Origin of the sequence: Shinella sp., from assembly GCF_049651085.1 — a bacterium.
Lineage (GTDB): Bacteria > Pseudomonadota > Alphaproteobacteria > Rhizobiales > Rhizobiaceae > Shinella.
Genome location: NZ_JBASBL010000014.1, coordinates 138470 through 154362, shown reverse-complemented (window position 1 = coordinate 154362; position 15893 = coordinate 138470). Strand labels below are relative to the sequence as shown.

Genomic DNA, 15893 nt, shown 5'->3' with positions numbered 1-15893 from the left:
GGATGCGGCCGGGCCGGAGGCGGCGCGCTTGTCGGCAGTCAGCGCCACCATGGCGGCGTTGATGCCGGGAATTTCCTTGACAACGCGCTCGGCGGCGGCGCGCATCGGATCGAGCTCGCGGGCGCGTTCGGCCGGCACGGTGATCGAGAAATAGGCCTTCCCGTCAGAGATGAAGACGTCGGAGACGAGCCCGAGATCGACGATGTTGCCGTCCATGTCCGGGCCGCGCACCGTGCGCAACCGTTCCAGCACCTGTTCCTTGCTTACGTCCGTCATGAAACCCTCGTAGACCCTGTCGCGGGATCGGCCCGCAGCCCTCCCCCGTAGATAGTGCACGGAGAGGCCGCAGCCAAACGAATTTCCCTCAAAGGGCAGGCGCAGCTTTGCGGCAGGTTGCCTCAGACCGCCCGCTGCACCCCGGTCAGGCGATCAGCCCGCGACGGATCGCCTTGACCACGGCCTGGGTGCGATTGACCGCCTCCAGCTTGCGGGTGACCTGATTGAGGTAGTGGTTCACCGTGTGCTCGGACAGGCCGAGGATTTCGGCGATATCGAGGCTCGTCTTACCCGCGGCCGTCCAGCTGAGGCACTGGATCTCGCGCTCGGTGAGCACCACCTGGCCGGTCTTCCAGGCCGAGCCTATTTCGGCGAGCCGGTTGAAGAGATGGACGGAGATCATCTGGAGCATCAGACGGTCGTCGTGACTGATCGTGGCGCTCTCGCCACCCCAGGCGACGGCGCCACGATTGCCGAGCGCATCGTGCACGGGAAAGAAATGTCCGTGCAGCATGCCATGTTTGGTGAAGAGATCGATCAGCTCGGTGAAATCGGCATCGCCCGAGGATTCGCCGATCCATTCGCGCATGTCATAGGAGAAGGGCACCGTGGTCAGCCGCAGCTTGCGGATGCCCGCGCTGTGGCGGACCATGCGCAGGGTATCGTATTTGGAAAGAACTTCCTGCGGCCAGTTGCTGACGATGGAATAGGCCGAAATCTTTTCCGCCTCGAACCCCGGCAGGGTGAAGACGATAAAAAACTTGAGACGGTATTCCTCGCACTTGCGCCGCATGTAGCGCACGATATCGAACTGGGTTTCGAGGGCTGCAATTTCTGCGCCCTCGTCCTGTACTTGGCTTTCGCCGCCGCTGGTTTCGTCAGCCGTCATGGTGCCCCGCAATGTTTTTTTCCTCGCCTTGAGCAATTGGAGCGGGACCGCACGCATTCCAGAAAGTCGCAAGGGTTCTTGTGCCTCATCTCAATAGTCCGGCGCGGATCGCCTTGGCGACCGCTTGAACCCGGTTGACCGCGTCGAGCTTGCGCGTGGCACGGTTGAGATAATGATTAACGGTATATTCGGAGAGTCCGAGGATTTCGGACATTTCCACACTGGTCTTGCCGGCCGATGCCCAGGACAGGCACTCGATCTCGCGGCGCGAGAGGGAGACGTTCTGCCTGCGGCCTTCGCGCAGTTCGATGACCTCGGTGAAGATCCGGTTCGCCACGGCGTTGAGTTCCGCCATCTCGCGCGGATGCAGTGGCTCGCGCGAACCGCCGAAGGCCAGCGCGCCACGCAGGCCCGCCGAATTGTGCGCCGGAAAATAGGCGCCGCGCGGCACGCCATGCCGCTCGAAAAGCGCCGCGGCGATCGCCGCCTTGCCATCGAGACGGGTCCGGTTCGTGCGATCGGCATCGTAGGTGAACGGGGTGGTGCTCTGGCGCAGGCGCTCGATGACGGGGCTGCCGAAGATCAGGCCCGCATGATCGTAGGTTTTCAGCATTTCGTCCGGCCAGGACGTCATGAGAACGTTGGACGAGAAGTCCGTCGAGGTTTCGGACGGAACCGTGATCAGAAGATAGCCGCGCAGATCGAAGCGTTTAACGATAGCTTCCAGCGTGTCGACAACATCCTCTTCCGATACCGGGCTCGAGTCCCATCGGTTTTGGAACTGTGCAGATGTCGTCGTGTGGAATCGATCCGCCATAACCATCTCCCTTCAGCACGCACGCGACTATGCGGCAGGACCTGCCAGCACAATGCACTTGCTTGCCTCAGGAACCCCCGTATCCCAATGCAAGTATGTTCGAGAACCGCACCTCAAGTCTGCGGTGAACGACGCAACGTTCAAGTTCGCCGTTACGAAAGCTAATGGCGACCCCAATCCACGTCCAGCGCCATTTTCTAATTTACCGTAAAATAAGACCGCAAGACAACTCTGTGGTCTTCTCGCCCGCTTCGAAATCGACTTATCGTTGTGGCCCGAGCTTTGCCGACAGTTCTTCCATGATGGCGCCGGCCGCGTGGCGAACGCGCGGGGCCCAATGCTCAAGCTGTTCCTGCCCCACCCGATAGGCCGGCCCGGTGACGGAGACGCCCGCCACAAGCGACCGGGCAGCGTCAAACACGGGTGCGGCGACGCAGCGGATGCCGGGCTCGTGCTCTTCCCGGTCGAAGGCGACGCCGCTCGCACGTATCTGCGCAAGCTCATCCATGAACGCCGGACGGCTGGTGATGGTCTGCGGCGTGAAGCGACGAAATTCCATGCCGGATAGAGCCGTATCGAGCGCTGCGGCATCCAGCACAGAAAGCGCCGCCTTGCCGACACCCGTGCAATAGGCGGGCGAGGCATTGCCGATCTGCGAGTTCATCCGGACGGCCTGCCGGCTTTCCACCTTGTCGAGATAGATGACCTCCTGCCCGCGCAGGACGCCGAGATGCACGGTCTCGCCAGTTTCCTGATGAAGCGCCTCGAGAAAGGGCGCTGCGACGCTGCGGAAGTCGTTGCGCCCCCAGCTGGCCGAGGCAAGCTTCAAGAGGCGCAGGCCCGGCACATAGGCAAGGTCGGCGCGCAGTTCGAGAAGTCCCTCCTGCACCAGATGGGAAAGCTGGCGGTGCAGCGTGCCGCGCGGCTGGCCGCTGACGGCGAGCACATCGGTAAAGCGCATCGGCCGATCGGCGAGCGCCACCGTCTCCAGCACGGAAACGGCCTTGCCGAGCGTGCCCGTACCGCTCTCCTCGTTCCGTTCGCGCATCAGCGTCGCAGCTCCCCGCAATCTCTTGACAGTTTGCCAAGCTACCGAAATAATTCCAAATAGTCAAACTCAGTTCCACATAGTGGAATACTCTCGGAGAAATACGATGGCGGGGCGCTATCCGGATCTAGCAGGACAGGGGGTCCTCATCACTGGCGGAGGCACCGGGATCGGTGCGACGCTGGTCGAGGGTTTTGCAGCCGAGGGCGCACGGGTCGCCTTTCTCGACATTGCCGAGGCCCCGAGCCGCGCGCTCGTCTCCGAGCTGGAAGGCAAGGTCGAGCATCTCCCGCACTATATAAGAGTGGACCTGCGCGACATCGCTGCGCTGCGCGCCGCCGTCGAGGAGGCTGCATCCGTGCTCGGCGGCATCCGCGTGCTCGTCAACAATGCGGCGCGCGACGACCGGCATGAGCTGGAAACCGTCGAGCCCGACGACTGGGACGAAAACCAGACGGTGAACCTGCGCCACCACTTCTTCGCCGCGCAGGCCGTCGTGCCGCACATGCGCAAGGCCGGCGGCGGGGCGATCGTCAGCTTCTCGTCCATCGCCTTCCTGCTCAATATGGGGGAACTCCCCGGCTACGCCGCCGCGAAAGCCGGCATCATCGGCCTGACCAAATCGCTCGCCGGCAAGCTCGGCCCGGACAGGATCCGCGTCAACGCCATCCTGCCAGGCATGGTGTTGACCGAACGGCAGAAGCGCCTGTGGATCGATGAAGCGGCCATCGACGGCGGCATCGCCCGGCAGTGCCTGAAGCGCTCGCTCGTCGCCGAGGATATGGTCGGCCCCTGCCTCTTCCTGGCGTCGGACGCATCCGCCGCCATCACCGCACAAACGCTCATCGTCGATGGAGGCATGCTTTGACAACTGAACCCAACCCCGAACCCGCTTATGTCGCGGTCGACTGGGGTACTTCCAGCTTCCGCCTCTGGCTCATCGCCCGGGATGGCAGCGTGCTGGCCGAGCGCCGCAGCGGCGAGGGCATGACCACTGCCGCGCGCACCGGCTTCATGGAGGTGCTGGCGAGCCATCTTTCCGCCATTGCCGCGCCCGAGGGCCTGCCCGTTCTGGTCTGCGGCATGGCCGGCGCCAAGCAGGGCTGGGTCGAGGCCGGCTATCTGGATACGCCTGCCGCCCTTGCCGACATTCCCGCCGCCGCCGTGCGCATTCCCGGCGTCGATGCGGATATCCGCATCCTGCCCGGCCTTGCCCAGCGGGACGCGATGACGCCCGATGTCATGCGCGGCGAGGAAACGCAGCTTCTCGGCGCGGCCGGCGAACTCGGCGACGGCGCTCACCTCGTCTGCATGCCCGGCACGCACAGCAAATGGGTGCGCCTGTCCGGTGGCAAGGTCGAAGGCTTTTCCACCTTCATGACGGGCGAGCTTTTCGAGGCCATCGCCACGAACACCACCCTCAGCCACGCCATTGCCGAAGCCGGCCCAATTTCCGGCGACAACCCCGCCTTCCGCGCGGCCGTCTCGCGCATGGTGGCCAATCCTGCGCTTGCCACGAACCAGATTTTCACCGTGCGGGCCGGCTCGCTCATCGCCGGGCTTTCGCCGGTGGATGCCAAGGCACGCCTTTCCGGCACGATGATCGGGCTGGAAATTGCCGGCGCCCTCTCGCTCGTCGCCGAAGGCACGCCGATTGCGCTCGTCGTCTCGGGCGGGCTCGGCGAACTCTACAAGGAAGCGCTGGCCGCTGCGGGCCTTTCAGCCTCCGTTATCGACGCCGATATCGCCGTGCGCCATGGCCTTGCCGCGGGCGCCAGGGCGCTCTGGTCCTTCTGAACATGAACTGCAACGCAATTCCGGACGCGAAGCCGCATCATCCTTTTCCGGAATTGCTCTGAGAAAGTAAAAGCTATGAGCCGCATTCCCTTCCCCCCGATGAAGTATCCCCTGATCGCCATCCTGCGTGGCCTCAAGCCGAGCGAGACCGAAGAGGTCGTCGGCGCGCTGATCGAGACCGGCTTTACCGCGATCGAGATTCCGCTGAACTCGCCGGAGCCCTTCAAGTCGATCGAGATCGCCGTGAAGATGGCGCCCGAAGGCTGCCTCATCGGCGCCGGCACCATGCTGACGGTGGCGGACGTCAACCGCCTCGCCGATATCGGCGGCCGGCTGATGGTGAGCCCGAACGTCGAGCCGGATGTCATCTCGACCGCCGCCGCCAAGGGCATGGTGACGATGCCGGGCGTCTTCACCCCGACGGAAGCGCTGGCCGCCGCCCGCGCCGGCGCGACGGGTCTGAAGTTCTTCCCGGCCAGCGTGCTCGGCCCGTCCGGCATCCAGGCGATCCGCACGGTGCTGCCGGCCGAGCTGGAGATCGCGGCCGTCGGCGGCGTGTCGGACAAGAACTTTGCCGACTATGCCGCCATCGGCATCCGCAGCTTCGGCCTCGGCTCCAGCATCTACAAGCCCGGCATGAGCGCCGCTGACGTGCGCGCGCGCGGCAAGGCGACGGTCGATGCCTATGATGCTGTCTACGGAGCGACCAGATGACCGATACCCATTCCTTCACCGGCCGCGTCCTTTGCGAGACGAGCTGCCAGCTCGGCGAAGGCCCGACCTACGATCCGGCGAGCGACAAGGCCTTCTGGTTCGACATCATTGGCCAGAAGCTGCACGAACTGCATCTTTCGACCATGACCAAGGCCGTGCACGACCTGCCCTTCCTCGGCAGCGTGCTTGCGGTCATCGATGCAGAGCGCCAGCTCATCGTTTCCGATCAGGGCCTCTTCATCCGGCACATCGCGGACGGCAGGCTCACGCCCTTCGTCAAGCTGGAGGACAAGGCGGTCAATCGCTCCAATGACGGGCGCGTACACCCTTCGGGCGCACTCTGGGCAAGCACGATGGGCCGCAGCGCGGAAAAACATTCCGGCGCGATCTATCATGTCGCGGGCGAGCGGGTAACGAAGCTCTTCGCCAACGTCACCATCCCGAACAGCATCTGCTTTTCGCCGGATGGCGCGACCGGCTATTTCACCGATACGAATATCAACCATCTGATGAAGGTGACGCTCGACCCGAAAACCGGTCTTCCGACCGGCGAGCCCGAAATCCTCAGCGATGGGAGCGGGACACCCGGCGGCATCGATGGTTCGGTATGCGATGCGGACGGGCTGATCTGGAATGCGCGCTGGGGATCGAACGCCGTCGACGTCTACAAGCCGGACGGCACGAAGGTCGCGCGCCACCAGGTGCCGGCCTCGCAGGCAAGCTGCACAGCCTTCATCGGCCAGAAGGCCGACCGGCTGCTGGTGACCTCCGCCTGGGCGGACATGGACGCGGCCGCGCGCCTTGCAGATCCGCATGCCGGCCAGACATTCGAGCTGGGCGTTGCGGTCAAGGGCCGTTTCGAGCCGAAATTCGCGCTCTGACCCTTTGCCCGTTGAACACAGGAGCGGCCACCCGTTTACCGGGTGAGCCGCTCCTTTTGCATGGCTGTCATCAAAAGGAAGGCAATTTTTATCGGAACCAAACAGTTGGGGGCCCGTTCCTTGTCCATCAGCCGGTGCGGACGGGCACGTTTCACACCTCCGCCGCGCCTTGATACCAACGAGACGAAAGGCAGGTTCACAATGACCAACAAGCTTCTTACTTCCGTTGCCGCTGGTGCAATTTTTCTTGGCGCGGCCCTTGCTCCGGCAGCGTATGCACAGGACACCACCCAGCCGTCCGCCGGCCAGACCATGGAGCAGCAGCCGGGCATGACCGGTGACGCCGCAACGGGCACGACCCCGGACGACACCGCCGCAACCCCGGGCACGACGCCGACCGAAGACACGGCCCAGACGCCGGCTACGGGCACGGCAACCGAGGATACCGCCCAGGCTCCGGCCGCTGGCGGCGGTTATCTGGCAGCACAGTCCGATGAACAGATCAGCGCCAACACCTATATCGGGCAGGCGGTCTACAACAGCGCCGATGAAAGCATCGGCAAGATCTCCGACCTGATCATGGAAAAGGATGGCGGCATCACCGCAGCCATCATCGGTGTCGGCGGCTTCCTGGGCATCGGCGAAAAGTGGGTGGCCGTTCCGTTCACCACGATCTCGATCACGCAGGCCCCGGAAACGGAAGACGTCAAGCTGACGACGACCGAAACGGCCGAAAGCCTGCAGGCTGCGCCGGAATTCAAGACGAAGGCGCAGCAGGTCGCCGAACGCCAGGCCAATGCCCCGGTCGATGACGCGACGACCTCATCGACGACCGATACGGGCACGGCCCCCGCGACGACCCAGCCGGTCGAATAATCCGGCGGGTTCTATTGACCTCCAGCCCGGTGGCGTTCCCTGCGCCGCCGGGATTTTCATTGCCGTCCTGTTCGGACGATGTCCGAAAGATCAGTACCACGCATCCGCGATAGCGGCCTTCTTGCGGTCCATGTAGTCGCAAAGCGCCTCGTCGACCGCGACATCCAGCGGCGGCGCTTCGTATTCGGCGAGCGTCTTCTTCCACTGGCGATTGGCGCGGGTCGCCATGTCCGTCGAGCCGCCCTCATCGCTCCATTTTTCAAAGGGTTCGTTGTCGGAGAGCGTCGAATCCCAGAAGGCGGTCTGGTAGTTGCGCATCGTGTGGTCGCAGCCGAGGAAATGGCTGCCGGGGCCGACCTGCAGGAAGGCATCCATGGCAAGCGTGTTCTCGTCGACCGTGACGCCCGCGAGATAGGAATGCAGCGCGCCGCACAGATCCGCATCCATGACGAACTTTTCATAGGACATCGAGAGCAGGCCATCGAGGAAACCGGCCGAATGCAGGATGAAGTTCGCGCCGCAATGCACGGCCGACAGCATCGACATCAGCCCTTCCTGCATGGCCTGTCCGTCCGGCACCTTGGAATTGGAGAAATTGCCGGCGCAGCGCAGCGGCAGCTTCAGGCGGCGGGCAAGCTGGCCGACCACCATGGAGCCGATGGCCGGTTCCGGCGTGCCGAAGGTCGGCGAGCCGGAGCGCAGCGACATGGAGGACAGGAAGTTGCCGAAAATGACCGGCGCGCCCTTGCGTTCGAGCTGGGTCAGCGCGCAGCCGGCAAGCGTTTCGGCGAAGGACTGGGCGATGGCGCCGGCATTCGTCACGGGTCCCATAGCGCCGCCGAGAATGAAGGGCACGATGACGGCGGCCTGATTGGCGCGGGCGTAGGCGCGCAGCGACTTCGTCATGGTGCCGTCCCATACGAGCGGCGAGTTGACGTTGACATTGCCGAGGATGACGCAGTTTTTATCGACGAAATCCGCGCCGAACAGGATGCGCGCCATGTCGATGGAATCCTCCGCGCGCTCTTCGGCGGTGATCGAGCCCATGAATGCGCGGTCTGAATATTTGATATGGCTGTAGACCATGTCGAGATGGCGCTTGTTCACCGGAATATCGACGGGTTCGCAGATCGTGCCGCCGGAATGGTGCAGCCACGGGCTCGACTGGCCGAGCTTGATGAAATTGCGGAAATCCTCCAGCGTGCCGTAGCGCCGGCCCTTGTCGAGGTCCATGACGAAGGGCGAGCCGTAGGCGGGCGAGAAGACGACCTTGTTGCCGCCGATCTCTACGTTGTTGGCCGGGTTGCGCGCGTGCTGCGTGAATTCGGCCGGTGCCGAGGAAACGATCTCGCGCAGCATGCCGGGCTCGAAGCGGACGAGTACGCCCTCCACCTTCGCGCCGGCGCGCTTCCAGTGGTCGATGGTGGCAGGATCGTCACGGAACTCGATGCCGACCTCGGCGAGGATGCGATCCGCCGCGCGCTCGATCTTCTGGAGATTTTCCTCCGAAAGCACGTCATAGGTCGGAATTGCGCGCACGATATAGGGCACGCCAAGCGGCTTGGCGGTGTTGTCCCGCCGTATGCCCCTGCCCCGCCGCGCCGGTGCTTCGTTCGTTGCTGCCTCACCCATGATCGCCTCCATAATTCCAAGCGAGGCTAGGCGGGAAAAACCCGGTTGTAACGCTGGTAAAAATTATTCGACACTATAAGGTGAGCTTATGGAAACCCTGCGCCGCCTGCTTCCCTCCGCCTCCAGCCTCATCATCTTCGAGGCGGCCGGGCGGCATCAGAATTTCACCCGCGCCGCCGCCGAGCTCGGCATGACGCAGGCGGCTGTGTCCTATGCCGTGCGCAATCTGGAGGAACAGCTTGGTGTCGCGCTGTTTCACCGCGTCCACCGCGCCGTCGAACTCACCGATGCCGGCGAGCGGTTTCATGCCGACGTATCGCTCGGCCTGTCGCGCATCCAGAAATCGGCGGAAGACATTCGCGCCAAGGGGCGCGAGGCCAATGTGACGCTTGCCGCCTCCACGGCTTTCGCATCGATGTGGATGCTGCCGCGGCTTGCCAAGCTGCGGGCCGACCTGCCGGATATCGACCTGCGCATCCAGACCAGCGTGCGCGATCTCGACCTCGATGAAGAACCGATCCCGCTCGGCATCCGCGGCGGCGATCCGGCAAAATGGCCGCGCTATCATTCCGCGCTGCTCGCACCGGAAGTCGTCACGGCTGTCGCAAGCCCCGCCTTCGTGGAAAGCCGTGGACATCCACAGACACCGGAAGAACTGCTGAAGCTGCCGCTCATCCATCTGGAGGAACCGGTGCGCGCCGCCTGCGACTGGCCGGAATGGTTCGCCAGCGCCGGTGTGCGATACCCGGCGCAGGCCCGGCGGCTCGCCATCAACGACTACGTGCTGGTGATCCAGGCGGTGCTGGCGGGCGAAGGCGTGGCGCTCGGCTGGCAGCACCTCATCGAGGGACAGGTGCGCTCGGGCGCGCTCGTTCCCGTCGGCGGCCATGTGCTGAAAACCGACGACGCTTTCCACGTCGTCTGGCCGCGCTCGCGCGAACTCAACGGTCCGGCCAGGCGCGTGCGCGACTGGCTCGTGGAAGAAGGCCGGGTGAGCCGGGCTGGTGAAGGCCCGGCGCGCTAGCGCATTTCCAGCCGAAGCGGGATCGCTTCGGCGCCGGATAATGCGGCAAAAACAAACCCCTAGAGCGGTTGCGGCGATCCGGTTTTCACCGGAACTGTTCTAGCGGCGCAGGACCGGCCGCACCTCTTCATGGAAGAAGCGGAAGTAGGAGGTGATCTGCGCCAGCGCATTGGTCGACAACTTGTACTGGATGCCGAGCCGACCATTGCTGAGCCAGCGGATCGTGCCGGAAAGGCGTCCCAGTTCCTCGCTCTCGATGGTCACGAGTTGCCCCGGCGACACCTGGATGGGCTTTTCCAGATCGAGCGCCATGCCGCTCGGCGACAGGTCGACGACCCGGCCGCGTGTCGTCTGGTGCATGACCCGGACATCTGCGAAAATGCGCACTCTGGAACGATCGGTCGCCCTGACGGGCATATCCTTGATGCTGGTCATCCTTGGCTCCATCCCTCACCCATTCGATGACGACGAGCATAACAACCAGTGCTTGCCGCCCGGCTAAACCGAAACATGCAATTTTAATGAATTGGCTTATTCAGGGACGGTTGGTCAGGCCGAAGCGGCGCGGCCTTCGACACAGATATAGCGATCGGCCAGGAAGCGCATGGTGGCGACCGCATCGGCCGGCTTTCCGTAGAAATAGCCCTGCCCCATCCCGCAGCCGAGCGCTTTCAATTTCAGGGCTTCGGAGAAATCCTCGATGCCCTCGGCCACCACCGCCAGATCGAGCCCCTCGCACATGGCGACGATGGCCTTGATGATATGCTCGGACGCCTTGTCATTGGAAATGCGAGAGACGAAGGCGCGGTCGATCTTCACCTTGTCAAAGGTGAAATCGCGCAGACGCCCGAGGCTCGACTGGCCGGTGCCGAAATCGTCGAGCGAGATGCGCACGCCGGCGGCCCGCAGCTCGCCCACGATCTTCTGCGCCGTATCGGCATCCGTCATCACGGCGGTTTCGGTGATCTCCAGTTCCAGTCGGCGCGGGTCGAGCCCGACGCGGTTGAGGATCGCCAGCGTGTTGAACGCCGTCTTCGGGTCCATCAACTGGGCGGAGGAGAGATTGAAGGACAGGAAGAGTTCGCGCGGCCAGGAGAGCGCCGCTTCCGCCGCCTTGCGCAGCAACGTATCGGAGAGCGCATCGATGAAGCCGCGCTCTTCGGCAAGCGGCACGAAGACGGCCGGCGAGACATAGCCGAGATCGGCATCGCACCAGCGCGCCAGGGCCTCGAAGCCGACGACCGTATCGTCGCGCAGGCTGACGATCGGCTGGAAATGCACGTCCACCTCATTGGCGATGATGGCATTGCGCAGCGCCTGTTCGAGCTGCGTGGCACGCTTCATCTCCTGGGCGATTTCCTGCGAATAGACGGTGATCTGGCCGCGGCCTCGGCGCTTGGAGCGGTAGAGGGCGGTATCGGCGCTTTTCAGAAGCTCGGTGAAATCCTCGCCCGCGAACGGATAGATGGCAAAGCCGAAGGAGGCGGAAAGCCGAACGTTGCGATCGCCGAGATCGAAGGGCGCGGAAAGCACCTCGCGCAGCATCTGGCCGATCTTTTCGGCGCCCTTGCGCTCGAAGACGAGCGGCAGCACGAAGGCGAACTCGTCGCCGCCATGCCGGGTGACGGTCGCGCCGTCCGGAATACAGGCTTTCAGGCGGTGGGCCACCTGGCAGAGGATTTCATCACCCGCGCGCGGGCCGAAAAGGTCGTTGATGGGTTTGAAGCCGTCGAGATTGGCGATGCCGATGGCGAAGGGCGCGGGGTCTTCCTCGCGCTCCTTGGCGATCTGGCGTACCTTGTCACGCAGGCGATAGAGGTTGCCGAGCCCGGTCAGCGGGTCGGTATATGCCATGGTATGAAGATCAGTCTGGGAAACATCCAGTGTCGCGTGATCAGCAGACTTCATCAATGATTTCCCGTACTTGCACCCTATTTCCGGCGACTTGCCCACGATGAGGCATGACCGTTAACAAAAGCATAGCAAGTACCCCCCAGTCCTCCCCTCAACTCTCCCCATTTATAGGGAGTTGACCGCCCGTTCCGCGCATGCCCACGCGATACAGGACGCGAAAACGCCTCGAACGCTTGCGGACGCTTCCCTAGGCGACGAATTTCTCCGGCTTCGTCGCGGCGTAGCGGCGGTAGATGGCTTCGATCATCTCTGGGCTGACCGGCTTGGTGATATAGTCGTCCATGCCTGCATCCAGGCAGTTCTGCATGTCGACATTGAGCGCCTGGGCAGTGACCGCGACGATGGGCGTGCGGGTTCCCGTCGATTTCTCGGCTTCCCGGATTTCCATCGCCGCATCGATGCCGTTCATCACCGGCATGGAAATATCCATCAGCACGAGGCGCGGCTGATGCTTGCGCCAGAGCGTGACCGCCTCCTCGCCGTTCTCGGCGATGCGGTGCGAAATGCCCATGCCTTCGAGGATCTGCGAGAAAACGAACTGGTTGATCTGGTTGTCCTCGGCGACCAGCACCTCCACATCGCCCACCGTGGCGGGCGGCATGGTCGTGATGTCGGTGGCGATGTACCAGTCGTCGGCAAGCGGGACGGGCGTAACGATATCGCCGAGCGGCGAACCGTTTTCCGTCAGAAGCTCGTGCTCATCGACCAGGGCGCGCATCAGGTCGGTCCCGATGCCGTCCAGCGCGATCGACTGGATGGCGAGGCCGCGGCCGTTCTGCCTTATGACGCCGTGGTCCGGCAGGTTGTCGTCCATGACGATCAGATCGATGGCAAGGCCATGCCTGTCGGCAAGGGTGAGGAAGGCGTCGTGCTCGCGCGCGCTGCGGACCGCGCAGCAATCGGCGCCATGCGCCTTGATCTCGCCGACGAGGATGTCCTCGATGCGCGGATTGGACGTGACGATCAGGATCCTCTTGCCCGCCACCGCGTGCAGGTCTTCCAGATCCAGCTGGTCCAGCAGCAGACGACGTTCCGCATCGCGCACCGGATCGAAGCAGTTCTGCGCCTCTATGAAACCGCCGGGCACGCGCAGCAACGCGTCACCCGCATCCGTCATGGCCCTCTCGCCGGTCACGAATGCCGTCACATCCTGCATGACCGTCACGACCGCATGGTTCTCCGGCGCGCCGATCCTGTACTTGCGGGTAATGGCGTAGAGATCCGAGCCGTCGGCGCGGGTGAGATGTTCGGCCTGCGTGAAGGGTTCGCCCGTCTCCAGTACGGCGCGGTCGCTGTTTTCGATACGCTCGGCGCTCGTCGCATCGGCAAGCGCCCATATCGAGCGGCCGAGTATGCTGCCCGAGCTGACGTCATAGATCGCGCAGAAGGCCGCGTTGACCGCGATATAGGAAAGGTTCCGGTCCTTGATGACCATGGGCGACGGCAGGGTTTCGAGGATTTCCTCCGTCAGCGCGATGCGCTCGAGATCCGCGCGCCACTGCCCTTCCTGCTTCTTGTGCTCGGACACGTCGACGAGTGTCGTCACATTGTAGCCGTTCGGCAGGCGGCGCTTGCGGAAGTGGACCCAGCGGTCACGACCGAGCCGTTCGATGGCTTCGTACTGCTCTCGCCAGTGGACGGAAATGCGGGTGGAAATCCACTCCTCGCGATTGACTGCCTTGTTGCGCTGCTCCGGCGCGATGCCGTAGCGCACGCCGCTGTCGAAGATCGCGCCCATCACGTCGCGCAGCCGCGCACCGGGTTTCAGCGTATCGGCGGGGACCTGAAAATAGCGCAGGGCCTGACGGCTGGCGAAGACCAGGCAATCGTTCCTGTCATAGACAATCACCGCGGCGGCGAGGATATCGCACGCGGCCTCGAACATTCCCGACCGGATGTGCGCGTCTGACGGCGCTACATCATTCATAATGGCAGTCCTCGCCTGCTGGCATCCCCGGATACATGCTGAACGGCGCTCGCGCACCTTGGGACTTGACGGGAATGTCAGCGGACAGCGACGCTGAAATCGTCCACCGGGAAGGACCGGCCAGCTTGTGCTCATACAAGCGCAGGCGCACGTTCGCAGCATTTTATTAAAGCCTGCTTAAACCATTTCGGGCGGCGGATGTGCAGAGGCCGGGATAAGCCGGTTTGGCCACTGGCGGGGAACGGCCGAATCCGCGAAAATGGCGCCATGAGCATCAAGCAGCTTTCGGAAACCCTCATCAACCAGATTGCCGCCGGCGAGGTGATCGAACGGCCGGCAAGCGCGGCCAAGGAACTGATCGAGAACGCACTGGACGCCGGCGCGACACGGATAGAGATCGCCACGGCCGGCGGCGGCAAGACGCTGCTGCGCGTCACCGACAATGGCGGCGGCATGGCGCCTGTCGATCTCGAACTGGCGATCCGCCGCCACTGCACCTCCAAGCTCGACAACAGCCTCACCGACATCCGCACGCTCGGCTTCCGAGGCGAAGCGCTGCCCTCGATCGGCTCCGTCGCAAGGCTCTCGCTGCTCAGCCGCACCGCCGAGGCGAGCGAAGGGGCCGAGATCAGCGTGACGGGCGGCAAGGTGGAGCCGGTGCGCCCGGCCGCCGCCAATCGCGGCACCGTGGTCGAGGTGCGCGACCTGTTCTTCGCGACGCCTGCCCGCCTCAAGTTTCTGAAAAGCGAGAAGGCGGAGGCTTCGGCCATTTCCGACGTCGTGCGCCGCATGGCGATCGCCTTCCCGCATGTGCGGTTCGTCCTGTCCGGCGCCGACCGCACGACGCTGGAATTTCCGGCAACCGGCACCGACCGGCTTGCCCGCATCGCGCAGGTGCTCGGCCGCGATTTCCGCGACAATGCCATCGAGATCGATGCGGAGCGCGAGGGCGTGCGGCTGACCGGCTTTGCCGGCGTGCCGACCTTCAACCGCGGCAACAGCCTCAACCAGTTCGCCTTCGTCAACGGCCGCCCGGTGCAGGACAAGCTGGTCTGGTCTGCGCTGCGCGCCGCCTATGCCGAAACCATCCCGCACGGGCGCTATCCGGTCGCCGTACTTTTCATGACGATCGATCCGGCGCTGGTCGACGTCAATGTGCACCCGGCGAAATCCGACGTGCGCTTCCGCGACCCCGGCCTCGTGCGCGGCCTCATCATCGGCGCGATCCGCGAGGCGCTTGCCCGCGAGGGCGACCGGGCGTCGACAACCGGCGCAAGCGGCCTGATGCGCGCCTTCCGGCCGGAGGCACAGCGCCCTTCCGCGCCCTGGACGCCGACCGCCTCGCCCTACCGGCCCTTCGAGACCTCCCCCGCCCCCTTGCGCGAGCGGCAGGCGGGCTTTGCCGAATTCGCCGCGCCCTCGGCGCGCAGCGAGCCGATGTTCACGCCTTCCGCCGCCCTGCCGGAAGAGGAGCAGCCGCAGCGCCACCCGCTGGGCGCGGCGCGCGCGCAGCTGCACGAAAACTATATCGTCGCGCAGACCGAGGACGGGCTGGTGATCGTCGACCAGCACGCCGCGCATGAACGGCTCGTCTTCGAGGAGATGCGCAATGCCCTGCATTCGCGCACCGTCCCCGCACAGGCCCTGCTGATCCCCGAGATCGTCGACCTGCCGGAGGACGATTGCGACCGGCTGGTGTCGCACGCCGAGGAATTCGCGAAACTTGGCCTCGGCATCGAGCGCTTCGGGCCAGGCGCGGTCGCGGTGCGCGAAACGCCCGCCATGCTCGGCGAGATGGATGCCGCCGGGCTCATCCGCCAACTTGCCGATGAACTGGCGGAATGGGACACGGCGAGCGGCCTCAAGAACAAGCTCGAATATCTCGCCGCCACCATGGCCTGCCACGGTTCGGTGCGCTCGGGCCGGCGCATGCGGCCGGAGGAAATGAATGCGCTTTTGCGGCAGATGGAAGCGACGCCCGGCTCCGGCCAGTGCAACCATGGACGGCCCACCTATATCGAACTGAAGCTTTCCGATATCGAACGGCTGTTCGGCCGGAGCTGAAAACGCTGGAACTCTGGCGTTCGGCGCGATATGC

General features: G+C 64.2%; 15 protein-coding genes. 7 read left to right on the top strand and 8 right to left on the bottom strand.

Translation table 11 applies throughout. From position 1 onward, the window contains the following. From WA950_RS08695 to WA950_RS08680, 4 genes are all read right to left on the bottom strand, one after another. Window positions 1-276, bottom strand: a 276-nt coding sequence (locus WA950_RS08695; protein WP_424551309.1) for an iron-sulfur cluster assembly protein, incomplete at its 3' end; no start/stop codon positions are given. A gap of 145 nt (window positions 277-421) precedes the next feature. Next, window positions 422-1165 carry a helix-turn-helix transcriptional regulator gene (locus WA950_RS08690; RefSeq protein ID WP_424551308.1) on the bottom strand — a complete coding sequence of 248 codons (744 nt, stop codon included), beginning with the start codon at window positions 1163-1165 and terminating at the stop codon, window positions 422-424. 85 nt (window positions 1166-1250) lie between these two features. Further along, complete coding sequence (locus tag WA950_RS08685) at window positions 1251-1982, bottom strand: helix-turn-helix transcriptional regulator (protein ID WP_424551307.1); 732 nt, start codon at window positions 1980-1982, stop codon at window positions 1251-1253. Between the two features lie 262 nt (window positions 1983-2244). After that, window positions 2245-3030, bottom strand: coding sequence for an IclR family transcriptional regulator (locus tag WA950_RS08680; RefSeq protein WP_424551306.1), 786 nt, complete (start codon window positions 3028-3030; stop codon window positions 2245-2247). A gap of 106 nt (window positions 3031-3136) precedes the next feature. Here WA950_RS08680 and WA950_RS08675 point away from each other — a divergent pair, with 106 nt between their 5' ends. The 5 genes from WA950_RS08675 to WA950_RS08655 all read left to right on the top strand — a co-directional run bounded on the left by WA950_RS08675 (window position 3137) and on the right by WA950_RS08655 (window position 7298). Further along, window positions 3137-3898 (top strand): SDR family NAD(P)-dependent oxidoreductase, encoded by a 762-nt coding sequence (locus WA950_RS08675; RefSeq protein ID WP_424551305.1) that lies wholly within the window; start codon window positions 3137-3139, stop codon window positions 3896-3898. Next, entirely contained in the window at window positions 3895-4827 is a 933-nt protein-coding gene (locus WA950_RS08670; RefSeq protein WP_424551304.1) for a 2-dehydro-3-deoxygalactonokinase, read from the top strand. Before WA950_RS08675 ends, WA950_RS08670 begins: the two co-directional genes overlap by 4 nt. Before the next feature lie 75 nt (window positions 4828-4902). Continuing rightward, entirely contained in the window at window positions 4903-5541 is a 639-nt protein-coding gene (locus WA950_RS08665) for a 2-dehydro-3-deoxy-6-phosphogalactonate aldolase (protein WP_424551303.1), read from the top strand. Beyond that, window positions 5538-6422, top strand: coding sequence for an SMP-30/gluconolactonase/LRE family protein (locus WA950_RS08660; RefSeq protein ID WP_424551302.1), 885 nt, complete (start codon window positions 5538-5540; stop codon window positions 6420-6422). Before WA950_RS08665 ends, WA950_RS08660 begins: the two co-directional genes overlap by 4 nt. A gap of 201 nt (window positions 6423-6623) precedes the next feature. Next, entirely contained in the window at window positions 6624-7298 is a 675-nt protein-coding gene (locus tag WA950_RS08655; RefSeq protein ID WP_424551301.1) for a PRC-barrel domain-containing protein, read from the top strand. A gap of 90 nt (window positions 7299-7388) precedes the next feature. Here WA950_RS08655 and WA950_RS08650 read toward each other — a convergent pair whose 3' ends face one another. Next, window positions 7389-8930, bottom strand: a complete 1542-nt coding sequence (locus WA950_RS08650; protein ID WP_424551300.1) for a trimethylamine methyltransferase family protein — start codon at window positions 8928-8930, stop codon at window positions 7389-7391. 88 nt (window positions 8931-9018) lie between these two features. Between WA950_RS08650 and WA950_RS08645 the strand changes: the two genes are divergently transcribed. After that, the gene (locus WA950_RS08645; RefSeq protein WP_424551299.1) at window positions 9019-9954 is read left to right on the top strand and encodes a LysR substrate-binding domain-containing protein; all 936 of its coding nucleotides are present in this window, start codon (window positions 9019-9021) and stop codon (window positions 9952-9954) included. Window positions 9955-10053: 99 nt separating this feature from the next. Here WA950_RS08645 and WA950_RS08640 read toward each other — a convergent pair whose 3' ends face one another. The 3 genes from WA950_RS08640 to WA950_RS08630 all read right to left on the bottom strand — a co-directional run bounded on the left by WA950_RS08640 (window position 10054) and on the right by WA950_RS08630 (window position 13795). Further along, the gene (locus WA950_RS08640; protein ID WP_424551298.1) at window positions 10054-10389 is read right to left on the bottom strand and encodes a PilZ domain-containing protein; all 336 of its coding nucleotides are present in this window, start codon (window positions 10387-10389) and stop codon (window positions 10054-10056) included. A gap of 114 nt (window positions 10390-10503) precedes the next feature. Continuing rightward, window positions 10504-11862 (bottom strand): putative bifunctional diguanylate cyclase/phosphodiesterase, encoded by a 1359-nt coding sequence (locus tag WA950_RS08635; protein WP_424551297.1) that lies wholly within the window; start codon window positions 11860-11862, stop codon window positions 10504-10506. 193 nt (window positions 11863-12055) lie between these two features. Further along, window positions 12056-13795 carry a response regulator gene (locus tag WA950_RS08630; protein ID WP_424551296.1) on the bottom strand — a complete coding sequence of 580 codons (1740 nt, stop codon included), beginning with the start codon at window positions 13793-13795 and terminating at the stop codon, window positions 12056-12058. Between the two features lie 267 nt (window positions 13796-14062). Between WA950_RS08630 and mutL the strand changes: the two genes are divergently transcribed. After that, on the top strand, window positions 14063-15859 hold the full coding sequence (gene mutL, locus WA950_RS08625; protein ID WP_424551295.1) for a DNA mismatch repair endonuclease MutL: 1797 nt from the start codon (window positions 14063-14065) through the stop codon (window positions 15857-15859). Window positions 15860-15893: the final 34 nt, after the last annotated feature.

Bases quoted from the DNA above. Each gene is read 5' to 3' on its own strand.
- WA950_RS08690 (WP_424551308.1), bottom strand. From the start codon at position 1,165: ATGACGGCTGACGAAACCAGCGGCGGCGAAAGCCAAGTACAGGACGAG.
- WA950_RS08685 (WP_424551307.1), bottom strand. From the start codon at position 1,982: ATGGCGGATCGATTCCACACGACGACATCTGCACAGTTCCAAAACCGA.
- WA950_RS08680 (WP_424551306.1), bottom strand. From the start codon at position 3,030: ATGCGCGAACGGAACGAGGAGAGCGGTACGGGCACGCTCGGCAAGGCC.
- WA950_RS08675 (WP_424551305.1), top strand. From the start codon at position 3,137: ATGGCGGGGCGCTATCCGGATCTAGCAGGACAGGGGGTCCTCATCACT.
- WA950_RS08665 (WP_424551303.1), top strand. From the start codon at position 4,903: ATGAGCCGCATTCCCTTCCCCCCGATGAAGTATCCCCTGATCGCCATC.
- WA950_RS08660 (WP_424551302.1), top strand. From the start codon at position 5,538: ATGACCGATACCCATTCCTTCACCGGCCGCGTCCTTTGCGAGACGAGC.
- WA950_RS08655 (WP_424551301.1), top strand. From the start codon at position 6,624: ATGACCAACAAGCTTCTTACTTCCGTTGCCGCTGGTGCAATTTTTCTT.
- WA950_RS08650 (WP_424551300.1), bottom strand. From the start codon at position 8,930: ATGGGTGAGGCAGCAACGAACGAAGCACCGGCGCGGCGGGGCAGGGGC.
- WA950_RS08645 (WP_424551299.1), top strand. From the start codon at position 9,019: ATGGAAACCCTGCGCCGCCTGCTTCCCTCCGCCTCCAGCCTCATCATC.
- WA950_RS08640 (WP_424551298.1), bottom strand. From the start codon at position 10,389: ATGACCAGCATCAAGGATATGCCCGTCAGGGCGACCGATCGTTCCAGA.
- WA950_RS08635 (WP_424551297.1), bottom strand. From the start codon at position 11,862: ATGAAGTCTGCTGATCACGCGACACTGGATGTTTCCCAGACTGATCTT.
- WA950_RS08630 (WP_424551296.1), bottom strand. From the start codon at position 13,795: ATGAATGATGTAGCGCCGTCAGACGCGCACATCCGGTCGGGAATGTTC.
- mutL (WP_424551295.1), top strand. From the start codon at position 14,063: ATGAGCATCAAGCAGCTTTCGGAAACCCTCATCAACCAGATTGCCGCC.